Here is a 14,791-nt window from a genome sequence, read left to right as displayed (position 1 = left end):
TTAATAAATATACATATTAATATTTGTAAGTAATTCTGATGTAAATTGAGTTACCAGTTTTATTATCCAAGGGCCAAATAAAAGTAATGATAAGAATACTGCAACAATTTTAGGTACAAATGCAAGAGTAGCCTCCTGTATTTGCGTAACAGCCTGAATTACACTAACAATCAATCCAACAACTAAACTAATTATCAACATAGGGGCTGAGACAAAAAGCACTGTTCGTATAGCATCTTGAGCAAGTTTTAGCATATCTACATTATTCATAATATCACCCCTATTTAAATCCAAGTACTAATGATTTTACAATCAAGTTCCATCCATCAACAAGTATAAATAATAATATCTTAAAAGGTAAGGATATTATTACTGGCGGTAACATCATCATTCCCATTGCCATTAAAGTACTCGCAACTACCATATCTATAACTAAAAAAGGAATGTATATAATAAAACCTATTTGAAATGCAGTTTTTAATTCAGATATTATAAAAGCAGGAATTATTACGTGAGTAGGTATTTCATCTAAGTTACTTACGTTATCTGTTCCCTTCATACTCATAAATAGTCCCAAATCCTTATCTCTCGTCTGTTTAAACATAAAGTCACGAACTGGTTTCATAGCTCTTTCAATTGCTACGTCTTGAGTGATTTCCTCTCTAACAAATGGTTGAATAGCTTCATTGTTTATTTCTGTAGCAATAGGTGTCATAATGAAAAATGTTAAAAACAAAGCTAATCCAATAATTACCTGATTAGGAGGAGTTTGCTGAAGACCTAATGCGTTCCTTATAAAGGATAAAACAATAAGTATTCTAGTAAAACCAGTCATCATTATTAATAAAGATGGTGCTAAAGTAAGAATTGTTAGAAGAAAAAGCAGTTGAAGAGAAAATACATAATTTTGCGGATTATTATTATCTTCTAAACTAACACTTTTTCCAAATAAGGATATAGATGGTTCAGCGGAAGCAATGTTTGTAAATATAATTACTAAAACAATAGAAAGAATAATTATTTTAATATTTTTTTTCATCATTTCTGTCTTCCTTATCCTTTTTGATATTAAACTTATCAAATAAGTTTTCTAATTTCTTATTTATTTTATGATCATTATTGTTTCCCTTTAGATACTTACTTAAATAATTATCAAAATTTTCTTCATGAGTGGGAAAATTATCCGCTTCAATTGTATCAATAACATTTGTGTTGTTATCAGCTACCGATAAAATATATATTTTATCATTAATTTTAGCTATGATAATTTTAGCACCACCTGGAATATTTATTACATCTAATAAAGAGATATATTTACTAGATGTAATTCCTTTGAAATTTTTTGCAATAAGTTTCGTTCCGTATAAAGTAAGAAATATAACTAATATAAATATCACAATATAAAAGATCAACTGAAAAATTATCTTAGTTGGACTAATTTCCTCATATCCCACAGCATAAGCCGGTAACCCGTATAAAGTTACGAAGATAAATATAAATAACAAATTGATTCTTTTTATTTTGTTCATATTTTAGCTCAAAACCTTTTTTACAGCTTCTACAACCCTATCAGCTTGGAATGGTTTAACAATAAAGTCTTTTGCCCCTGCTTGTATTGCTTCTATTACCATAGCTTGCTGACCCATCGCAGAACACATTACAATTTTTGCATTACCATTTATTTTTTTAATCTCCTTTACTGCTTGAATTCCATCCATTTCAGGCATAGTAATATCCATTATAACTAGGTCTGGATTTAACTCTTTATATTTTTCTATAGCCTTTACTCCATTTTCAGCTTCTCCTAATATCGTGAAACCATTTTTTGATAAAATATCTTTTATCATCATTCTCATGAAAGATGCATCATCTACTACTAAAATTCCATTTGACATTTAAAAAACCTCCTGTTTTGACTATTAAATGATTTTTCTATTTGAATTTTCAATCTCTGTTACCCTAACTCCAAAATTATCATCAATAACTACAACTTCTCCCTTAGCAATATACTTACCATTAGCGTAAATATTCAAGGATTCTCCAACCAGCTTGTCCAGTTCTACAACAGTTCCCTGTCCAAATTCTAATATTTCGCTAATTTTCTTGTGTGTCCTACCTAGTTCTACTGTTATTTCAACAGGAATATCTCCTACTAAATCAATAGACTCATTATTATGAGATAAGTTGAAAGAGGTATCAAAACTTTGGAATTCAGGTTTTTTAACTATAACTTTTTCTTCATTAATCTTGCTAACATTATTATAATTGATATTCTCAGTTCTCGCAACATCCCTTGCTGGAGTTTGAGAAACATTATATGACTCTTGACTTATTGATTTTGTTGGAACTTCGATATGATCTTCAGCATAATTCATTGACTGAGCAGGGGTTTGTTCCTCCATTGTCAACTCGTTAGTATTGTGAGAAGACCCCATTAATTTTTCAACCATAGACTTCCCAAATTCGATTGGAATTAGCTGCATTATATTACTATCAATTAAGTCACCTATGACCATTTTAAATGATATCTTAATAATAGGTAAAGATGAATTTAATAAGTCAATTGTATTTTTTCCTTCAGCAAAAGTTATTTCTATAGATTTAGGTGGTTCTATATCTATTTTTCTCATAAACATTTCAGACAGTGAAGTTGAAGCAGACCCCATCATTTGATTCATAGCTTCACTAACAGCACTTAAATCAAGCTCTGTTAATTCTCTCCCTGTATCAAAACTATCTTTACCCATCATAAGATCTGTAATTATTTTAGTATCATCAGTATTAAGTATTAAAATATTTGAACCCTCTAAACCAGCTTTATAACTAACATCTATGGCCACAAAAGGTAATTTATAATCATCTGCTAATTCATCAGCAGTCGTTATAGTTACTTTAGGAGTAGTTATGTTTACCTTTCTGTTTAATAAGGTAGATAAAGTTGTTGCTGCTGTCCCCATACTAATATTTCCGATTTCCCCTAAAGCATCTATTTCTATATCTGATAACAATTCTTCATGATCATCCTCATAAAATTCAACCATATTCTCATCATCTGCTCCACCTCTCAATAGAGCATCTATTTCTTCTTGAGATAACATATCACTTGCCATTTATCATTTCACCTTCCTTTAGAACTTCAACTATCTTTATAGCCATTTTTCTATTAATTACACCTATTTCGCCCTTAAATTTCACATTAGATCCAATTTTAATTGGAATTTTATTATCTTCATTATTTTCTAGTTTAATAACATCACCAGGAAGTAAGTTTAATATATCTCTTACTGCAATTTTGGTAGTTCCTAATTCTGCAACCATTGGAATTCTAGTTTGCAATATCCTATCTCTAATTGCCTTTAATTCTTCTTTAGAATGTTCTTTTGTAGAAGTCGTAAACCAAAATTTTGTATTCAATTTATCCAGTACAGGCTCCAATAATATATATGGAATACAGACGTTCATCATTCCTTCTATAGATCCAACTTCTATGCTCATAGTTACTAATGCAATAGTTTCATTAGGTGGAACTATTTGGGCAAATTGTGGATTAGTTTCAATTTTCTCTAATATCGGCTTTAATTCTATGACGTTGCTCCAGGCTTCTTTGATATCACCCACTATCTTATGCATCATGGTTCTTAAAAGAGATAGCTCAATTTCTGTGAAACTTCTCATTTCCTGCTTTCCAATGCCATCTCCTCCTAAGAGTCTATCAATTACTGTATAAATAATATTAGTAGAAATATCTATTAATATTTGCCCATCTAGAGGTTTGAAATCTATAATAGTTAAGAATGCTGGATTAGATAAAGCATTGCTAAACTCACTATATGCAAATTGATCTACAGTTAATATATTTATCTTAACTGGTGCTCTAAGATAACCAGTTAAGAAGGTTTGCATATGTCTTGCAAAATTTTCATGAATAACTTCTAATGTTCTTAATTGATCTTTAGAAATTTTTTGAGGATTTCTAAAATCATACTTCCTCGTTTTCTTAGAGTTATCAACTTCTTGAATTTCCTCAACATCCACCTCACCGGAGCTAAGTGCATTGAGAAGGGCATCAATTTCAGATTGTGACATTACTTCAGACAATAGAATCCCTCCTCTACTGAATTATAAAATCATTAAAATACACATTAATTATACTTTCATCGTTAAATAATTCTACCATATTAGTTTTTATTTGATTTTGTAAGTTAATTTGTCCTTCTTTTCCTCGCAATTCTTCCTCTGTTAGATTAGTTATTATTTTATTGACATCATCCCTAATAAGAAATTGTTTTTCAGTTAGAGTCGTAAGAGTGTCTTCATTAATAGTTTCCAAAGTAATTTTTATTTTTAAAATTCTCTTACTATCTTTAATATTACAATAAAGATCTTCTAATGTTATGGAATAAGTCTCAACTTTTTTTACCTTTTTTTCTCCAGAGTTATTTGAAAAGAAAAATATGCCTACAGCTATACCAGCGATTAATGACAACAACAAAACAATAATTACTATTAAAATTGTATTTTTAGACATATTATCACCCCATTTTATTTTACTATGGTTCTAATTCTTCATAAGAATCCCTTAATATAACAATATCTACTCTTCTATTTTTAGCTTTATTTTCAGGTGTATCATTTGGTGCAATTGATCTATAGTAACTATACCCAGAAGAAGATACTCTATTTCCCTCTATATTTTCAACTTCAACTAAGTACCTCAATACATTTGTTGCTCTAGCAGATGACAATTCCCAATTCGTGGGAAACTTAGATGATCTCAGAATTGGGTCTGAGTCGGTATGTCCCTCAACTTTAATTTGTCTCTTTGAAAATTCATCTCTATTCAATATTTCCGCAACAGATTTTAAAATTTCTATAGATTCCTGCTTTATATCTGCACTTCCAGAATCAAAAAGTATATTTTCCAAAAATCTAACAACCAAACCTCTTTCTTCTGGCTTGATAATAATTTTTTCTTCTAATCCTAATGTTTCCGTATATTCTTCCAGATCTTTCAAAAGGCTAAGAAGTTCTTCATCTAAATCATCTTCAAAAGATTCTATTGGGAACTCTAATGTAGTTCCTCCATCTAAAACACCTGAACCACCTTGAAAGCTTGCCATTATACTTCGAAATTTTTCGGCATCTACGTTAGAAAAAGAATATAGAAGAATAAAGAAACACAATAATAATGTAACCAAATCACTATAAGTAGTTAGCCATTCAGGTGCTCCTCCACTTGATTCCTCTTGTCTCCTTCGTCTAGCCACTATGCTTCCTCCTTCCCAAGTTGTTCCTTTTTAATAGAACTTCTCATTTCAGGTGGAATAAAAGTCTTTAGCTTTTCTTCAATTATTCTAGGATTTTCTCCTGCTTGAATTGATAGTAATCCCTCTATCATCAATTCCTTAATTAATACTTCTGACTTACTTCTCACATTTAGTTTTTTAGCTAGTGGCAAAAATATAACATTTGCTAAAAAGGAACCATAAAAAGTAGTTATCAATGCTACAGACATATTTGGCCCTATTGCTTTTGGATCATCCATCTTTTGAAGCATGTTTATCAATCCTATTAGAGTACCTAGCATACCAAACGCAGGAGCGAATGAACCCATAGCCTCTAAAGTTCCTTGTCCTTGTCCATGTCTTTCTTCCAAAAACATAAGCTCAGTTTCAAGTATATTTCTAACAAGATCTGGATCAGTTCCATCTACAATCAACATAATTCCTTTTTTTAAAAACTCATCATCTAGTTTAGAACCATATTCTTCTAGAGAAAGTAAGCCTTCTTTCCTAGCAATATTAGCCAGCTTAATTATATCTTCAATTATCTCATTTGCTGATGTAGCTTTATATAAAAATGCTTTTTGAAAAACTTTTCCTATTTTAACTATATCTTTCAATGGATATGCCAGAAAAGTAGCGGCTACAGTACCACCCAGTGTAATTACAATTGAAGCAAAATCATAATAATCCCACAAACTTCCTGACTCTAAAATTCCCCAAACTGTAAATCCAATCCCTAAAAGCAAACCTACTATTGTTGCAATATCCAATCCCTACACCTCGTTTCCATCATGTCTTCTTTCGAATGCATGTATCCTTGCCTTATATTTAATTACTTTATCTACTATTTCATCAACAGAGTCAGAAACTACAATCTTATGACCATTTGTAAGTGTAATAACAGTGTCTGGAGTGGCTTCTATGTAAAGTATAAGTTCACTATTTACTACAAATTCTTTGTCATTTAATCGTTTTACTTTTATCATAATTATCCCACCTTTTTTTTGAATAGGGTAGAAAAAATCTACCCTATTCAATTAGATTATCTCTTCATGTTAACTAGTTCTTGCAGCATTTCATCTGAAGTTGTTATAATTCTTGAATTTGCTTGGAATCCCCTTTGTGTAGTTATCATTTCAGTAAACTCAAGAGATATATCTACATTAGACATCTCAAGATTTCCTGGGCTTATTGCTCCAAAGCCACTAACACCTGCACCACCGAATTGTGGTTCACCAGAGTTTCTTGTATCTCCAAAGAAGTTACTTCCTAACTTTTGAAGTCCCATAGGATTGTCAAACTTAGCAAGCATAATTTGACCTAATGCTTTTCTTTCACCATTAGTAAATGTACCCGTAATTATTCCTTTATCATCTATAAAGAATCCTTCTAGAGTACCAGATGTATTACCATTTTTTGCTTTAGGTTTAACATCCATTTCATTTGCATATTGAGTCAAGTCCTTAAAAGTGCTATCATTATCTGGATCGAATAATTTTATTTCTTTAAATGTACCAGAGGGAGTAACTGCTGTAGGAAGTTCAACATCATCTTTATTATGTGTAAAAGCAATACCACTTAAATCCAGCTTCACGTTTGCTATCTCACCATCAGCATCACCAACTGTAGTCAACTTTCCATCACTATTAAATTTCAAAGAAAGAGCATCAAGTACATTATCTGGATATTCCACATAATTCTTTGTACCTTGATCTGTTATTCTCTTAACTACCATTTCCCATCCATTACCATCTGCCTGACTTTCTGTTACTTTTTTTAATTCAAAGGTTATTTTATAGGAATTTCCAAGTGAATCTTTTATCTCAGTGTCTATAAGATGTCCCTTTTTATTTGGATCAGCTGGGTCAATTAATTCAGTATTAGAATTTAAATTACCTTCAAAGCAAATCAACTCTGTTGCAGTAGGCGCTTTCGTTGCAGATCTATTAATCCTAATATTAGTTACATCTGTTAATATATTTCCATCTGAATCTGCACCATATCCTAATACCTTGAATCCATCTGCTGTTACCAAGTTACCATCTCTATCCAAAGTAAAGTTTCCCGCTCTTGTATAATATCTATTGTTGAAGTTTACATCATCAGATACTACAAAGAAACCTTCCCCATCTATCATTAGATCGGTGGGATTATCTGTTCTTTGACCTGGTCCCTTGGTATGAATAGTACTAATCGAACCTAGCGCTGCACCCATACCTATTTGTTGAGGATTTGTACCACCCTTGCCACCAGTTGGAGCACTAGCGCCTCTTACAACTTGACTAAACACTTCTTGAAATGTAACTTGTCCCTTTTTAAATCCTACGGTATTAACATTTGCTATGTTATTACCAATTGTATCCATCTTACCTTGATGTATTCTCAAGCCTGATACGGCTGAGTACATTGACCTCATCATATTTCATTCCTCCATTTTATCGAGCAGTTATAGACCATCTGTCAGTCCGGTCTATGTAGCTTCCTATAAGGTCCAGCTATATTATTACTGCTCCGTCAATATTCGTAAATATATTATCTTTTAATTGTTCTTTGTTAACTGTCGTAATTATTATTTTATTCTGGACATTAGCTATAAAAGCCTTATCATCCATTAAGATTAAAGCATCTTTTACTCCTCTATTTTCAGCTTTATGAAATGCTGATTTTAATCTATTCATTTCATCTAAACTTAAACTTACATCCCTACTGTTTAATCTTTCAGTTGCGTGTTTTGAAAACTTAATTTCTTCATCTTTGTTTTGAATTTTTTCTAATATTTGCCCAAAGTCTTTATTTGAGTTAAATTGTTTTTTTTCAATTGATTTTGATGAATTAATCAACCGGTTTTCAAGTTGCCTAATATCTATTTTACTCATAAAAACAACTCCATATTAATCTTCTATTGTGTTATCTCCTTCTGGATTCTTTCCATCACCGTCATCTACTGGATCTTTTTCCTCTGGATCCTTTATTTCTGGCTCTTTACCCATATAAGCTTCCATTGCTTTTTTTATATTTAGAATTTCCTTTAATATCGCAATATCTGCCTCTACTTGATTCTTATTCATTAATTTTAACATTTCATGCGTTTCTTTAAAATTATCACTAAAAGTCTTATTTAAATTCTGCATCTGTTCTAATGAACTGAATTGTGCTAGCTGTGCAATAAATTCTCTATCCTCCATTGGATTAAGAGGGTCCTGATTAGCTAACTGTGTAGTCAATAATCTTAAAAAAGCATCTTTATCTAAGTCATTATTTCGTTTATCTTCTATTTTTTTATTTTCTTGATCTTTAAATTTATAAATATACTCTGTATAATTCTTATTTACCTCCATTTTTTTCCTCCTCTCTAAGCGAATAAATTTAAGTTGTTCTCTAAATATGCTTCATTAGTATTAATTCCATTCTCTATAGGCTGTTCACCATATAGCTTTATAGTCTTATTTTCTTGAGATTTAATCTTTATTTTTTTGTTATTTTGTTTAAAACTAAATTGTCCAGAGTTATGTTTGTCAAAATCGCTATTGTTTCCTACAAAAACTTCAACTGTCTTAATCTCCAATCCTGTATCTTTTATTCCTTCTTTAAGCTGCATTAAGTTTCCTTCAATAATTTCCTTAGTTCTTTGATTGTCAACCATAATCTTAGCTGTAACTGCACCTTTAACCACTTCAATATTCATAGTCATTTCACCCAGCACTTCTGGTTTCAATCTAACCCTTATTTCATTTTTAGTATTAGATAAATCAATTTTAACCTTTTCAACTATTTGTTCTATTACTTCTTTGTGATTTATTGTATCAGGCTTATCTAATTCCACAGTGTTATCTTTTATAAACTTAATACCATTTTTATCCATGGAAATAAAAAATTCATCATTAACTTCTATATCTGTATCTGTCTTTTCCACTTCATTAGTATCTAAATTATGTTCAAACAAAGATGTTTTGGAATTATTCTTTTGTTCTGAGCTAAACTCCATTTTCTTATCCAAAGATTCAATATAAGATGAATTTTTTTCATTAGTTACAGATATTTTATCATTTTTTTCTTCATCAGTTTTGTTCTGTAAAACTTTAGAATTTAAATTAAATTCTTTATTATCTAATTTGCTTTCTCCTACATTTTCATTTATATCTTTAGTTACATAAGCTAAATTAGATTCCTTAATATTAATCTCTTTATTGCTTTCATCTTTTTTTATCGTTGAATCAATATTTTCGCCTTCTAAAAGGATTTCCTCTGTTTCATCCTCTGTTTCTAGAATATATCCTAAATTTTGCTCTAGGATTAGAGTTTCAGAGCTATCAGTAGCATCTAACTCCACTTCTTCACTACCTTTAGAATCATCTTTTACATCAGATATATTATTAAAAAAATACATCATATTTCCATATACTAAGGAATAATCATTTTTCTCATCATTATCTTCTATTGGCTCCGAATCAATATCCTTATTTTCATTCAGAACCTCATCCTTTTTAGATATGGTATTTTTATTATCTTCATTGGATTTTAAAGTATTTTGAGAAGAATCTTTACCATTAATCTTTTTATTTAGAGATTCAAATGTAGATGAAAAATCTTTGCTTTTCAGCAAATCACTTTTGCTGCTCAATTCAGCGTTTAATTTAATAGGTCTTTTAAAATCAACAACTATAGTTTCCACTTATTCACCTCCTTCAATTGTTATTTTTCGGCTTAGCTAAAAGCCTTGTAATTTGTGAAGCCTTATCTGGCTCCATAAAATCTAAAACCTTTGATAAGGTTTGATTTTTCATTTGTGACAATACATCAATAATAATAATACTATCAGACAATTCATAAACCTCTTCAGAACTCAATTCAAAAGATGTTATAGTATCATTATTTTTAATCATCTGTTCCACAATCTTAGCTACTTTATCAGGTGACATTTTTTCATAAATAGCGACTAGATCTTTTACTTTATTACCATATTCATTTAAAAACTCCATAGCTTTACTTATATCACCTGTAATATTAGTATCTGAATTTGTCAATTTTTCTTCACGCATTATTGATGCAAACAGGTCTTCTATGAATTTTTCATCTTTTATATTAGATAATAGTTCAGCTGACTTTAGCACTGACAAATTTTTATAAATAATTCCAAGCTTATATAATGAATAGTTATTGGTATTACCTATTGCATCTATCGCAACATCTGTTGGTTTTGTTTCATATACTTTAGCTATATCTATTAAAGTATTTACCTCGTTTGTCTTTTCATAAATAATAGCTTCCACTAACATCTTCTTGTCTTCTTTAAAGGTATCTAATATATAATTTCTTATATCAGAGTCTATATAGTAAAGTACCTCACCTAATTTATCTGTTTTGATTTCAGCTAAAATCTTTAAAAATTCTCTGTCTGAAAATCTTTTTTCTGTCTCCAATAGCGAAGTCATAATGTCTTGCTTCTCAAATCTAGATACTTCTGATAAAAATCTTTCTTTTTCTTCTTTTTGTGCATCATCATAAAGTGAAAATAATAAATCTTTTCTTAGCTCCATATTTCGTATCTTAAGTACTATTTCTTCTGTTTTAGGTATCGAAATAGAATTCATCCCTCTAAGAATATCAATATAAAGCTTTTCATCATCTTTTTTTATTATATACATTTTATCAGCAGCTGTATTTGGGTCTAGATTTATAAAATAACTAGATAAATAATCTACCTTCTCACTTTTTTCTACTTCTGTTGGATAATTTCTAAAATGCTCACCCACACTTCCAGGCATTTTTGATAGTAGATTGTTTACATCATTTTTAAAGTTTTTATTAGTATTATAAATAAGGCCAACAATAGCTAAAGGAATAGCTATTAGACTAATAAGTAATATAATTACTATCTTAGATAATTTATTGTCCTTTTTATTTTTTTCTGTATTGGCTATTTCCATAGATCTGCCCCCTATTTTTGGGTAGTACTATTAAATGTAACTATTCCATCAACAATTTTTTCTTCATTCTTTTTAATTTCTGAAAGAAATTCATTATAGTCATTTTCCTTTAATTTCTCAAATACCTTTTTTTCCTTCACTGCAACTAGTAATTCTTCTTTTGTTTTCTCAAGTTCTTCTTTTATATCAGCAATTACACTCTCTTGTTTCTTTATATTAGAAGATATATCTTGTAAATAATTATTATATAGTTTTAAATTACCAACACTAGTATTTTTAGTGGATTCATTTTTTTTAGTCAGCAAATTTTCTTTATGAATATTGTAATTCAGTAGTTTCTCTTCTTCATCATTAAGCCTTCTATTAACATCTCCATACTGAGCTTTCTTCAGGTTCTCTATGTTTTCTTTATAGCCCAGAACCTTTTCTAATCTAAAACTATAACCCATCAATTGAATTTACCCCCATTGCTATCTAGTTCATTTTATTGATAATATTCTCCATCGCCTCTAATGTCTCCTGAAAAGTTGAAGTTTTATAAGTTTCCTGTTTTAAGAAATTTTCTATATCCTCCATCAAGTCAATTGCTGTGTCGATTTTTTTATTTGACCCTCTTTTATATGCTCCAATATTTATTAAATCTTCAGCTTCTTGATATACCGCCATAATATCCTTTATAGAATTGGCTATTTTAATATGTTCTCTACTTGATATATTCGGCATTACCCTACTGATACTAGCAAGAACATCTATGGCAGGATAATGAGTAGCATTTGCAAGCTTTCTAGACAAAACAATATGTCCATCTAAGATTCCCCTTGCAGTGTCAGTTACAGGCTCAGTTAGATCATCCCCATCTACTAGTACAGTATAAAGGCCTGTAATAGTGCCTTTATCTGAAGCACCAGTTCTTTCCAATAATCTTGGCATAGTTGCAAAAACAGAAGGTGTATATCCTCTGGTAACAGGTGGTTCTCCAATTGCTAGACCTATTTCACGTTGAGCCATAGCAAATCTTGTTAATGAATCCATTAAGAGCATTACATTTAATCCCTTATCTCTAAAATATTCTGCTATAGCAGTAGTAACCATCGCTCCCTTTACCCTTATTAAAGCAGGTTGGTCTGAAGTTACAACAACCACTACAGATTTTTTTAGACCTTCCTCTGTTAGGTCATTTTGGATAAACTCATTAACTTCCCTTCCACGTTCTCCGATTAAACCTATAACATTGACATCAGCTGTACTATTTCGTGAAATCATACCCATTAAAGTACTTTTTCCTACTCCTGAACCTGCAAATATACCAACTCTTTGCCCTTTACCACAGGTCAACAAGCCATCAATTGCTCTAACTCCTACGGACAAAGGCTCTTTTATGACCATTCTATCTAGCGGACTTGGTGGAGCATTAGATACTGGATAATATTTATTTGATTTAATTGGACCTAATCCATCCATTGGATTTCCTAATCCATCCAGGACTCTCCCAATTAAATCTTCTCCTACATTTACCCTAAGAGTTTTACCACTTCCAACAACTACACTACCACTAGCAATTCCCTCCATTTCACCTAGGGGCATAAGAAGTATTTTATCTTCTTTAAACCCAACAACTTCAGATAAAATTGGTTTATTGCTTCCATAAGGATATATGTAGCATAGTTCTCCAATAGTAGCCATTGGTCCATTAGATTCAATAGTTAATCCCGTAACCTTTGTTATTTTGCCAGTATATTTAACAAATCTTTTTTCTTTTATAGCCTCAATATATTTCTTTATATTAATTGTATTTTCCATATCATCACTCATTATTTAATATTGTTGTCAGTAATTCTCTAACTTCATCTAATTGATTTTTAAGACTTACATCAATATTTCCCTTAGAGGTTTCTAAAATACAATCACCTTTTTCTAAAGAAATATCATATTTAATATCAAGTTGAGAAATCATACTTGCCTTGGCTAATATTTCATCCTTAGCCATTTCTAAGATATTATAATCTTCTTTAGAAGTAATAATAGTTAACTTATCTGTTAAATCCAAACTATTAATCCCATTTAAAACTAAAGAAACTATCATATCAGTATCCTCTTCATTTTTTTTATTTATTACCTTTTCATAGATGCTTGTGACTAATTCAATAATATCTGCTTCTAGCTCTTTTAAAAGACTTTCTTTTTTTGATAAATATCCGTTTTTTATTTCCAAAGCTTCTTCTATTAGAGCGTCAGATTTAATTTTCCCTTCATTATAACCTACTTCATACCCTTCATCATGACCTTCATCATAGCCTTTTTTATAGCCTTCTTCTTTAGATTGTTCTAAAACTTCCTTGGATTTAATATAAGCAGAGCTTATCATGGATTCTTTTTGATTCTCAGCATCTTCTATTATTCTTGCTGATTCTTTTTTAGCGTCATCAATTATTTTTTCATATTCATCTTTTGCCTCATCTCTTGCTTTTTCAATAATTGATTCCATAAGTTTTTCATGTTCATTATCTGAGTCTTTCGATAAATGCACTGGCTCTGTCTCTACTACTCTAAAGGATTTAATAACACTAGACAATTATCTCATCTCCTCCTCTAGGAGTAATTATTTCCCCATCATCTTCTAGCTTTCTAATAATATTTACTATATTTTGTTGTGCATCTTCTATATCTCTAATACGCACAGGACCCATGAATTCTATATCCTCTTTTATCATTTCAACTAGTCGTTTTGACATGTTAGCAAATATAAGGTCCTTAACTTCTTCACTTGCACCCTTAAGAGCAATAGCCCATTGAGAGTTATCAATTTCTCTAATAATTCTTTGGATACTTCTATTATCAAGGGTAATAATATCTTCAAATACAAACATCCTTCTTCTAATTTCTTCACTTAATTCTGCATCACTAATATCAAGATCTTCCATTATATGTTTTTCTGTTCCTCTATCTACAGAGTTTAAAATATCTACTACTGCTTGAATTCCGCCAGTAGTTGTATAATCCTGTGCTAGAATATTTGAGAATTTACTTTCTAAAATATCTTCTATTTCTCTTACAACCTCTGGAGACGTTCTATCCATTATTGCTATTCTTCTAGTAACATCTGATTGCTTTTCCAATGGTAAAGATGAAAGAATTTGTGCTGCCTGTGAAGATCCCAAATAAGATAATATTAATGCTATTGTTTGTGGGTGCTCATTTTGTATGTAATTTAAAAGCTGATTTGGATCAGCCTTTCTTATAAACTCAAACGGCCTCACATGTAATGAAGATGTTAATTTATTAATTATATCTATGGCCTTATCAGATCCCAAAGCTCTTTCTAATACATCTTTAGCATAGTTAATACCGCCTTCAGATATATACTCTTGAGCTAAGCATATTTGATAAAATTCCTCAATTACCGTTTGTTTCTCCTCAGGAGAAACCATTCTCATATTTGCAATTTGCAATGTTAACTCTTCTATTTCTTCTTCATTTAGATGTTTAAATATCTCAGCAGATTTTTGAGGTCCTAATGCAATTAGTAATATTGCTACCTTCTCTTTCCCACTAAATTGTCTCTTAGACATATTAACTCGC

19 protein-coding genes are annotated in these 14,791 nt (G+C 30.5%); all 19 read right to left on the bottom strand.

Features of this window, described 5'->3' with window-relative positions; genetic code table 11:
• Positions 1 to 270, bottom strand: a complete 270-nt coding sequence (gene fliQ / locus KQI38_RS19660; RefSeq protein WP_094900092.1) for a flagellar biosynthesis protein FliQ — start codon at positions 268 to 270, stop codon at positions 1 to 3.
• Positions 271 to 280: 10 nt separating this feature from the next.
• Positions 281 to 1,039 (bottom strand): flagellar type III secretion system pore protein FliP, encoded by a 759-nt coding sequence (gene fliP, locus KQI38_RS19655; protein ID WP_216562500.1) that lies wholly within the window; start codon positions 1,037 to 1,039, stop codon positions 281 to 283.
• On the bottom strand, positions 1,023 to 1,529 hold the full coding sequence (locus KQI38_RS19650) for a flagellar biosynthetic protein FliO (RefSeq protein ID WP_216562498.1): 507 nt from the start codon (positions 1,527 to 1,529) through the stop codon (positions 1,023 to 1,025). Before KQI38_RS19650 ends, fliP begins: the two co-directional genes overlap by 17 nt.
• A gap of 3 nt (positions 1,530 to 1,532) precedes the next feature.
• The gene (locus tag KQI38_RS19645; RefSeq protein ID WP_094900090.1) at positions 1,533 to 1,895 is read right to left on the bottom strand and encodes a response regulator; all 363 of its coding nucleotides are present in this window, start codon (positions 1,893 to 1,895) and stop codon (positions 1,533 to 1,535) included.
• A 24-nt stretch (positions 1,896 to 1,919) separates the two neighbouring features.
• Positions 1,920 to 3,110: a flagellar motor switch phosphatase FliY gene (gene fliY, locus KQI38_RS19640; protein WP_216562496.1), complete on the bottom strand. Its 1,191-nt coding sequence runs from the start codon at positions 3,108 to 3,110 to the stop codon at positions 1,920 to 1,922.
• Positions 3,100 to 4,098: a flagellar motor switch protein FliM gene (gene fliM / locus KQI38_RS19635; RefSeq protein WP_246565934.1), complete on the bottom strand. Its 999-nt coding sequence runs from the start codon at positions 4,096 to 4,098 to the stop codon at positions 3,100 to 3,102. Before fliM ends, fliY begins: the two co-directional genes overlap by 11 nt.
• Positions 4,099 to 4,111: 13 nt before the next feature.
• Positions 4,112 to 4,528: a flagellar basal body-associated FliL family protein gene (locus KQI38_RS19630; protein ID WP_216562494.1), complete on the bottom strand. Its 417-nt coding sequence runs from the start codon at positions 4,526 to 4,528 to the stop codon at positions 4,112 to 4,114.
• 22 nt (positions 4,529 to 4,550) lie between these two features.
• On the bottom strand, positions 4,551 to 5,267 hold the full coding sequence (locus tag KQI38_RS19625) for an OmpA/MotB family protein (RefSeq protein WP_216562492.1): 717 nt from the start codon (positions 5,265 to 5,267) through the stop codon (positions 4,551 to 4,553).
• Positions 5,267 to 6,055 carry a motility protein A gene (locus KQI38_RS19620; RefSeq protein WP_216562490.1) on the bottom strand — a complete coding sequence of 263 codons (789 nt, stop codon included), beginning with the start codon at positions 6,053 to 6,055 and terminating at the stop codon, positions 5,267 to 5,269. The genes KQI38_RS19625 and KQI38_RS19620 overlap by 1 nt, the downstream gene beginning before the upstream one ends.
• Positions 6,056 to 6,058: 3 nt before the next feature.
• Complete coding sequence (locus tag KQI38_RS19615) at positions 6,059 to 6,322, bottom strand: flagellar FlbD family protein (RefSeq protein ID WP_246565933.1); 264 nt, start codon at positions 6,320 to 6,322, stop codon at positions 6,059 to 6,061.
• Between the two features lie 5 nt (positions 6,323 to 6,327).
• Positions 6,328 to 7,704 carry a flagellar hook protein FlgE gene (locus KQI38_RS19610; protein WP_216562488.1) on the bottom strand — a complete coding sequence of 459 codons (1,377 nt, stop codon included), beginning with the start codon at positions 7,702 to 7,704 and terminating at the stop codon, positions 6,328 to 6,330.
• A gap of 76 nt (positions 7,705 to 7,780) precedes the next feature.
• A complete protein-coding gene (locus KQI38_RS19605; RefSeq protein WP_216562487.1) occupies positions 7,781 to 8,161 on the bottom strand; it encodes a TIGR02530 family flagellar biosynthesis protein in 381 nt (126 codons plus the stop codon).
• A gap of 15 nt (positions 8,162 to 8,176) precedes the next feature.
• Positions 8,177 to 8,623, bottom strand: coding sequence for a flagellar hook assembly protein FlgD (locus KQI38_RS19600; protein ID WP_216562485.1), 447 nt, complete (start codon positions 8,621 to 8,623; stop codon positions 8,177 to 8,179).
• Positions 8,624 to 8,637: 14 nt separating this feature from the next.
• Positions 8,638 to 9,957, bottom strand: coding sequence for a flagellar hook-length control protein FliK (locus tag KQI38_RS22680; RefSeq protein ID WP_216562483.1), 1,320 nt, complete (start codon positions 9,955 to 9,957; stop codon positions 8,638 to 8,640).
• A 13-nt stretch (positions 9,958 to 9,970) separates the two neighbouring features.
• Positions 9,971 to 11,212 carry a MotE family protein gene (locus KQI38_RS19590; RefSeq protein WP_216562481.1) on the bottom strand — a complete coding sequence of 414 codons (1,242 nt, stop codon included), beginning with the start codon at positions 11,210 to 11,212 and terminating at the stop codon, positions 9,971 to 9,973.
• 11 nt (positions 11,213 to 11,223) lie between these two features.
• Entirely contained in the window at positions 11,224 to 11,661 is a 438-nt protein-coding gene (gene fliJ, locus KQI38_RS19585) for a flagellar export protein FliJ (RefSeq protein ID WP_246565943.1), read from the bottom strand.
• Positions 11,662 to 11,686: 25 nt separating this feature from the next.
• Positions 11,687 to 13,024 carry a flagellar protein export ATPase FliI gene (gene fliI / locus KQI38_RS19580; RefSeq protein WP_216562477.1) on the bottom strand — a complete coding sequence of 446 codons (1,338 nt, stop codon included), beginning with the start codon at positions 13,022 to 13,024 and terminating at the stop codon, positions 11,687 to 11,689.
• Positions 13,017 to 13,784 (bottom strand): FliH/SctL family protein, encoded by a 768-nt coding sequence (locus tag KQI38_RS19575; protein WP_216562475.1) that lies wholly within the window; start codon positions 13,782 to 13,784, stop codon positions 13,017 to 13,019. Before KQI38_RS19575 ends, fliI begins: the two co-directional genes overlap by 8 nt.
• Positions 13,777 to 14,781, bottom strand: a complete 1,005-nt coding sequence (gene fliG / locus KQI38_RS19570) for a flagellar motor switch protein FliG (protein ID WP_094900076.1) — start codon at positions 14,779 to 14,781, stop codon at positions 13,777 to 13,779. The genes KQI38_RS19575 and fliG overlap by 8 nt, the downstream gene beginning before the upstream one ends.
• Positions 14,782 to 14,791: the final 10 nt, after the last annotated feature.

The organism is Tissierella carlieri (genome assembly GCF_018917285.1).
GTDB classification, from domain to species: Bacteria; Bacillota; Clostridia; order Tissierellales; family Tissierellaceae; genus Tissierella; species Tissierella carlieri.
Note: the sequence above shows the minus strand (reverse complement) of the source record. Positions and strands in the feature narration are given on the sequence as shown.

Bases quoted from the DNA above. Each gene is read 5' to 3' on its own strand.
- fliQ (WP_094900092.1), bottom strand. From the start codon at position 270: ATGAATAATGTAGATATGCTAAAACTTGCTCAAGATGCTATACGAACA.
- fliP (WP_216562500.1), bottom strand. From the start codon at position 1,039: ATGAAAAAAAATATTAAAATAATTATTCTTTCTATTGTTTTAGTAATT.
- KQI38_RS19650 (WP_216562498.1), bottom strand. From the start codon at position 1,529: ATGAACAAAATAAAAAGAATCAATTTGTTATTTATATTTATCTTCGTA.
- KQI38_RS19645 (WP_094900090.1), bottom strand. From the start codon at position 1,895: ATGTCAAATGGAATTTTAGTAGTAGATGATGCATCTTTCATGAGAATG.
- fliY (WP_216562496.1), bottom strand. From the start codon at position 3,110: ATGGCAAGTGATATGTTATCTCAAGAAGAAATAGATGCTCTATTGAGA.
- KQI38_RS19630 (WP_216562494.1), bottom strand. From the start codon at position 4,528: ATGTCTAAAAATACAATTTTAATAGTAATTATTGTTTTGTTGTTGTCA.
- KQI38_RS19610 (WP_216562488.1), bottom strand. From the start codon at position 7,704: ATGATGAGGTCAATGTACTCAGCCGTATCAGGCTTGAGAATACATCAA.
- KQI38_RS19605 (WP_216562487.1), bottom strand. From the start codon at position 8,161: ATGAGTAAAATAGATATTAGGCAACTTGAAAACCGGTTGATTAATTCA.
- KQI38_RS19600 (WP_216562485.1), bottom strand. From the start codon at position 8,623: ATGGAGGTAAATAAGAATTATACAGAGTATATTTATAAATTTAAAGAT.
- KQI38_RS19590 (WP_216562481.1), bottom strand. From the start codon at position 11,212: ATGGAAATAGCCAATACAGAAAAAAATAAAAAGGACAATAAATTATCT.
- fliJ (WP_246565943.1), bottom strand. From the start codon at position 11,661: ATGGGTTATAGTTTTAGATTAGAAAAGGTTCTGGGCTATAAAGAAAAC.
- fliI (WP_216562477.1), bottom strand. From the start codon at position 13,024: ATGAGTGATGATATGGAAAATACAATTAATATAAAGAAATATATTGAG.
- fliG (WP_094900076.1), bottom strand. From the start codon at position 14,781: ATGTCTAAGAGACAATTTAGTGGGAAAGAGAAGGTAGCAATATTACTA.